At 48.4% G+C, this 6,166-nt stretch carries 13 protein-coding genes; all 13 read right to left on the reverse strand.

Annotated features, from left to right (window positions below):
- Positions 1-45 precede the first annotated feature (45 nt).
- Entirely contained in the window at positions 46-414 is a 369-nt protein-coding gene (gene rplN / locus E4L36_RS17165; protein WP_127695105.1) for a 50S ribosomal protein L14, read from the reverse strand.
- 71 nt (positions 415-485) lie between these two features.
- On the reverse strand, positions 486-749 hold the full coding sequence (gene rpsQ, locus E4L36_RS17170) for a 30S ribosomal protein S17 (RefSeq protein ID WP_127695103.1): 264 nt from the start codon (positions 747-749) through the stop codon (positions 486-488).
- Positions 746-940, reverse strand: a complete 195-nt coding sequence (gene rpmC / locus E4L36_RS17175) for a 50S ribosomal protein L29 (protein WP_127695101.1) — start codon at positions 938-940, stop codon at positions 746-748. The genes rpsQ and rpmC overlap by 4 nt, the downstream gene beginning before the upstream one ends.
- The gene (gene rplP / locus E4L36_RS17180) at positions 940-1,353 is read right to left on the reverse strand and encodes a 50S ribosomal protein L16 (RefSeq protein WP_127695099.1); all 414 of its coding nucleotides are present in this window, start codon (positions 1,351-1,353) and stop codon (positions 940-942) included. The genes rpmC and rplP overlap by 1 nt, the downstream gene beginning before the upstream one ends.
- 11 nt (positions 1,354-1,364) lie before the next feature.
- Positions 1,365-2,051 (reverse strand): 30S ribosomal protein S3, encoded by a 687-nt coding sequence (gene rpsC / locus E4L36_RS17185; protein WP_127695097.1) that lies wholly within the window; start codon positions 2,049-2,051, stop codon positions 1,365-1,367.
- 24 nt (positions 2,052-2,075) lie between these two features.
- Positions 2,076-2,405 carry a 50S ribosomal protein L22 gene (gene rplV, locus E4L36_RS17190; protein WP_127695095.1) on the reverse strand — a complete coding sequence of 110 codons (330 nt, stop codon included), beginning with the start codon at positions 2,403-2,405 and terminating at the stop codon, positions 2,076-2,078.
- 14 nt (positions 2,406-2,419) lie between these two features.
- Positions 2,420-2,698 carry a 30S ribosomal protein S19 gene (gene rpsS, locus E4L36_RS17195; RefSeq protein WP_127695093.1) on the reverse strand — a complete coding sequence of 93 codons (279 nt, stop codon included), beginning with the start codon at positions 2,696-2,698 and terminating at the stop codon, positions 2,420-2,422.
- 19 nt (positions 2,699-2,717) lie between these two features.
- Positions 2,718-3,545, reverse strand: a complete 828-nt coding sequence (gene rplB / locus E4L36_RS17200; protein ID WP_127695092.1) for a 50S ribosomal protein L2 — start codon at positions 3,543-3,545, stop codon at positions 2,718-2,720.
- A gap of 14 nt (positions 3,546-3,559) precedes the next feature.
- Positions 3,560-3,856: a 50S ribosomal protein L23 gene (rplW, locus tag E4L36_RS17205; protein ID WP_127695091.1), complete on the reverse strand. Its 297-nt coding sequence runs from the start codon at positions 3,854-3,856 to the stop codon at positions 3,560-3,562.
- A complete protein-coding gene (gene rplD, locus E4L36_RS17210; protein WP_127695090.1) occupies positions 3,853-4,458 on the reverse strand; it encodes a 50S ribosomal protein L4 in 606 nt (201 codons plus the stop codon). The genes rplW and rplD overlap by 4 nt, the downstream gene beginning before the upstream one ends.
- A gap of 11 nt (positions 4,459-4,469) precedes the next feature.
- Positions 4,470-5,108 (reverse strand): 50S ribosomal protein L3, encoded by a 639-nt coding sequence (gene rplC, locus E4L36_RS17215; RefSeq protein WP_127695089.1) that lies wholly within the window; start codon positions 5,106-5,108, stop codon positions 4,470-4,472.
- Between the two features lie 113 nt (positions 5,109-5,221).
- Entirely contained in the window at positions 5,222-5,533 is a 312-nt protein-coding gene (gene rpsJ, locus E4L36_RS17220) for a 30S ribosomal protein S10 (RefSeq protein WP_127695088.1), read from the reverse strand.
- A 175-nt stretch (positions 5,534-5,708) separates the two neighbouring features.
- Positions 5,709-6,166, reverse strand: a 458-nt coding sequence (locus E4L36_RS17225) for an EF-Tu/IF-2/RF-3 family GTPase (RefSeq protein ID WP_206064610.1), incomplete at its 5' end; no start/stop codon positions are given.

The following is a 6,166-nucleotide window of genomic DNA, read 5'->3' on the forward strand; positions in this document are numbered from 1 at the left end:
TCGAGAGTGACGTTTTAAAAGGAATAATTCCGAAGAATTAATGCCTTACAGCACTTCAGGCGCCAGGGAAATGATTTTCATGAACTTCTCAGAGCGAAGTTCACGCGTTACCGGGCCGAAGATACGAGTGCCCATTGGGGCACCGTTGGCGTTCAATAGAACCGCTGAGTTGGTATCAAAGCGGATTACTGATCCGTCCGGGCGACGTACACCTTTACGGGTACGTACTACTACTGCATTAAGAACCTGACCTTTCTTTACGCGACCACGTGGGATGGCTTCTTTAACAGTCACCTTGATGATATCACCCACACCAGCGTAACGACGGTGAGAACCGCCCAGGACCTTAATACACTGTACACGCTTAGCACCGCTGTTATCAGCGACGTCAAGCATAGTTTCAGTCTGAATCATGGTCTACTCCAAAACTTTTTGAAATTTGCAACGTAGCAAATTCCTAATCAAATGGAGCGAAGGCGCATATATTACACCTTCGCAGCGCGCTCTTCAACACGTACAAGTGCCCAAGTCTTACTCTTAGAGTAAGGACGAGTCTCTTGTACCGTTACTAGATCACCCATTTGACATTCGTTCTTCTCATCATGAGCGTGTAGCTTGGAGGAGCGCTTTACGAATTTACCGTAAATTGGGTGCTTCTCTTTGCGCTCTACCAGGACCGTGATGGTTTTATCCATCTTGTCACTGACAACACGACCAGTCACAGTACGAGTACGTTTTTCAGCGCTCATTTTTCACCTGCCTTTTCATTCAGTAGTGTCTTAACGCGAGCGATATCGCGACGAACCTGACCCAGGAGGTGAGTCTGCGCCAACTGACCAGTGGACTTCTGCATGCGCAGGTTAAACTGATCTTTCAAAAGATCTAGCAGCTGCTGCTGAAGCTCTTCAGCTGACTTTTCACGCAGTTCATTAGCTTTCATCACATCACCGTCCGTTTGACAATGGTTGTAGATACAGGAAGCTTAGCAGCAGCAAGATTGAATGCTTCTGTTGCAAGATCCTCTGGCACACCGCTCATTTCGAACAGTACGCGACCAGGTTGAATTTGAGCAACCCAGTATTCTACGTTACCTTTACCTTTACCCATACGCACTTCAAGCGGCTTAGTAGTGATAGGCTTGTCTGGGAAAATACGAATCCAGATCTTACCACCACGCTTAACGTGACGAGTCATGGTACGACGTGCTGCTTCAATTTGACGTGCTGTAATACGGCCACGTCCAGTTGCTTTTAGGCCGTATTCGCCAAAGCTAACTTTACTGCCGCGCTGTGCAAGACCACGGTTGCGGCCCTTTTGCACTTTACGGAATTTCAGTCGTTTAGGTTGTAGCATTGACGTTTACCTCACTTAGAACCTTTCTTCTTAGGTGGATTTTTCTTCTCAGCGCGTACCTGCTCGATACCACCAAGAACTTCACCTTTGAAGATCCAGACTTTAACGCCAATCACACCGTACGTAGTGTGTGCTTCGTAAGTTGCGTAGTCGATATCTGCACGTAGAGTGTGCAAAGGTACACGACCTTCGCGGTACCATTCAGCACGCGCGATTTCAGCACCACCAAGACGACCACTTACTTGAATCTTGATGCCTTTTGCACCTAGACGCATTGCATTCTGCACCGCGCGCTTCATAGCACGACGGAACATAACGCGGCGTTCTAGCTGACCAGCAACGCTTTGCGCTACTAGTTGAGCATCAAGTTCAGGCTTACGAACTTCTTCGATATTGATGTGAACAGGCACACCCATCATGTCGGAAACTTTGTTGCGCAGCTTCTCAACATCTTCACCCTTCTTACCAATCACGATACCTGGACGTGCAGTAAAAATGGTGATTTTTGCATTCTGTGCAGGACGCTCGATCTCGATGCGACTAACAGATGCATTTTTCAGTTGACCTTCTAGGTACTCACGTACCTCAAGGTCGTTTAGCAATTTGCTTGCGTATTCAGACTTGTCCGCATACCACACAGATGTGTGATCTTTAACGATACCAAGTCGGATACCGGTCGGATGTATTTTCTGACCCATAACGAACTCTCCTAGCACTCAGCCTTAGTCAGACACCTTAACGGTGATATGGGAGTTGCGCTTCAGGATGCGGTCAGCGCGACCCTTTGCACGCGGCTTGATGCGCTTCATTGTCATGCCTTCATCTACGAAGATCGCAGAGACACGCAGCTCATCAATATCAGCACCGTTGTTGTGCTCTGCATTTGCAATTGCAGACTCAAGCACTTTCTTAACGATAGCTGCCCCTTTTTTCGGGCTGAAAGCCAAGATATTCAAGGCTTCACCCACGGCTTTACCGCGAATCTGATCGGCAACCAAGCGCGCTTTCTGGGCAGAAATGCGAGCGCCTTTCAATTTAGCAGCGACTTCCATCTTCTATCCCCTTATTAACGCTTCTTGGCCTTTTTGTCTGCCGCATGACCGCGATACGTGCGCGTTACAGCAAACTCGCCTAGTTTGTGGCCAACCATGTCTTCAGAAATGAAAACTGGAACGTGCTGGCGGCCGTTGTGAACTGCGATCGTCATTCCTACAAAGTGCGGGAAGATCGTTGAACGACGAGACCAAGTTTTAATTGGCTTACGGTCGTTGTTTTCAATCGCAGCTTCTACCTTCTTCAACAGGTGAAGGTCGATAAATGGACCTTTCTTCAGTGAACGTGGCACAGCTGTATCCTCAAATTAGTTACTTAGCAGAACGACGACGAACGATTAGCTTGTTCGTGCGCTTGTTCTTACGAGTCTTATGACCTTTAGTTGGCACACCCCAAGGAGATACTGGGTGACGACCACCAGAAGTACGGCCTTCACCACCACCATGTGGGTGATCAACTGGGTTCATTGCAACACCACGAACCGTTGGACGTACACCTCTCCAACGCTTCGCACCAGCTTTACCTAGCTGACGCAAGCTGTGTTCGCTATTGCTAACTTCACCCAATGTCGCGCGACATTCTGCCAACACTTTGCGCATCTCACCGGAACGCAAACGCAATGTAGCGTATGCACCTTCACGCGCTACTAACTGCGCAGAAGTACCCGCTGAGCGTGCAAGCTGAGCACCTTTACCAGGCTTCAACTCGATACAGTGGATCACGCTACCTAGTGGGATGTTACGCAAAGGCAGTGTGTTACCTGCTTTGATATCCGCATCCGCACCAGAAACCAGCTTATCGCCTGCAGAAACACCTTTAGGAGCGATAATGTAACGACGCTCACCATCAGCATATTTCAACAACGCAATGTGCGCTGAACGGTTTGGATCGTACTCCAAACGCTCAACAGTCGCTGGGATACCATCTTTATTGCGACGGAAGTCAACAACACGGTAGTGATGCTTATGACCACCGCCGATGTGGCGCGTAGTGATACGGCCATTATTGTTACGTCCACCGGACTTGCTCTTTTTCTCAAGCAGCGCAGCTAAAGGCTTACCTTTATGGAGCTCCGCACCAACAACCTTAACTACGTGACGACGTCCAGCAGAGGTTGGCTTTGTCTTAGTAACTGCCATGATTTAACCCCTTCTTATTCGCCACCAAGGAAATCAATCTCAGAGCCTTCTGCAAGACATACATACGCCTTACGAACGTCACTACGCTTGCCGAAGCCGCGCGCAGTACGCTTGGTCTTACCCTTTGCGTTTAGAACGTTTACGCCAGCAACTTTAACGTTGAACAGCTGTTCTACCGCTTCTTTGATTTCAGGTTTGGTAGCATCTTTTGCCACACGAAAAACTACCTGCTGAGAGTTATCAGCGACGATAGTTGCTTTCTCAGAGATATGAGGACCTAACAGTACTTTGTACAGACGTTCCTGGTTCATGCCAGCGCCTCCTCAATTTTCTTCAGAGCAGCCACAGTGACACATACCTTGTCAAAACCAACCAAGCTTACTGGATCGATACCTGCAACATCACGCACATCAACGTGCGGTACGTTACGAGCCGCCAAGTATAGGTTAGCTTCTAGATCTTCTGTCACGATTAGCGCGTTTGCCAGCTCAAGCTCTTTCATCTTCGCCACGAACTGCTTAGTCTTTGGTGCTTCCAAAGACAGCTGCTCTACAACAACTAGACGCTCTTGACGAACTAGTTCGGAGAAGATGCAACGCATAGCTGCGCGATACATCTTTTTGTTTACCTTCTGAGCGTGCTCACGTGGTTTAGCAGCGAATGTAACACCACCTGAACGCCAGATAGGAGAACTGATTGTACCTGCACGTGCACGGCCCGTACCTTTTTGACGGAATGGCTTAGCGCCACCGCCAGCAACTTCGGAACGTGTCTTCTGTGCTTTTGTACCCTGACGAGCACCAGCCAAGTAAGCAGTAACTACTTGGTGTACCAGCGCTTCGTTGAATTCTTTACCAAATGCCAGATCGGATACTTCGACCGATCCATTGGCTCCAGCCAGATTCAAATTCATCACAACCCCCTTTAGGCGCCAGCTTTAACAGCTGGTTTAACGATTACGTCACCGCCAGTTGCGCCTGGAACAGCACCTTTAATCAACAACAGGTTGCGTTCTGCGTCTACACGCACAATCTCAAGTGTCTGAACAGTACAACGTTCAGCACCCATGTGACCTGCCATTTTCTTGCCTTTCCAAACACGACCAGGAGTTTGACACTGACCAATGGAACCCGGAGCACGGTGAGATAGCGAGTTACCGTGAGTCGCATCTTGAGTACGGAAATTCCAACGCTTAACGCCGCCCTGGAAACCCTTACCTTTTGATTGACCAGTAACATCTACTTTCTGACCTGCTTCGAAGCGCTCAACTGTTAGTGCATCACCAACATTGATTTCTTCATCACCTGACAGACGGAACTCCCATAAACCGCGACCGGCCTCAGTATTTGCTTTCGCAAAATGACCAGCTTCAGGCTTGCTTAGGCGGTTAGCCTTAACAGAACCCGTAGTAACCTGAACAGCTTGATAGCCGTCAGCTTCTACAGTTTTAACCTGAGTCACGCGATTCGGATCCACCTCGATGACCGTGACTGGCACGGATACGCCATCTTCAGTGAAGATGCGAGTCATACCCGCTTTGCGTCCGATTAAACCTACAGACATTATATTTACCTCTTGCCAGTTGTGTACGGGGCTGTTACCCACTACGGCTGCCCATTTCAGGCGCATTCCACAAACAGCGCTTCATTAAACAAATAATTCTGCGCAGTGCTTGATTAGCCTAGACTGATCTGCACTTCTACACCCGCAGCGAGATCCAGCTTCATAAGAGCATCAACAGTTTTTTCTGTAGGCTCCACGATATCCAGAACACGCTTGTGCGTACGAATTTCATATTGATCACGCGCGTCTTTGTTAACGTGCGGAGAGATCAATACTGTGTAACGCTCTTTGCGAGTTGGAAGCGGGATCGGACCACGCACCTGAGCACCCGTACGCTTCGCTGTATCAACGATTTCTTGCGTAGAAGAGTCGATCAGGCGATGATCAAACGCTTTCAGACGAATTCTGATTTTCTGGTTTTGCATTTTTGATCACACACTTATTCAAAATTTATTAAAGACCAAAAAATGGCCTCCCCTCGAATGAAGGGGACGCAAATTCTACTCAGCACGACCATTTAGGTCAAGCCCATTCGAACACTTTTTAACCAAAACAAAAAAGCCCCCCTAAAAAGGGAGGCTTTTTACACACAATAAAATATTATGCGATTACTTTAGATACAACACCTGCACCTACTGTACGACCACCTTCACGAATCGCAAAACGCAGACCTTCGTCCATTGCGATTGGCGCGATCAGCGTTACGTTCATTTGAACGTTATCGCCTGGCATAACCATTTCCACGCCTTCTGGCAGTTCACAAGAACCTGTTACGTCCGTTGTACGGAAGTAGAACTGTGGACGGTAGCCTTTGAAGAATGGCGTGTGACGACCACCTTCATCCTTAGACAGTACGTATACTTCACATTCGAAGTTTGTGTGCGGCTGGATTGAACCAGGCTTAGCCAATACTTGACCACGCTCTACTTCGTCACGTTTAGTACCACGCAACAGTGCACCAACGTTCTCACCTGCACGACCTTCGTCAAGCAGCTTACGGAACATCTCTACACCCGTACATGTTGTCGTCTGAGTTTCACGGATACCGACGATTTCGA

Origin of the sequence: Neptunomonas sp. XY-337 (assembly GCF_004959845.1) — a bacterium.
GTDB lineage: Bacteria > Pseudomonadota > Gammaproteobacteria > Pseudomonadales > Balneatricaceae > Neptunomonas > Neptunomonas marina.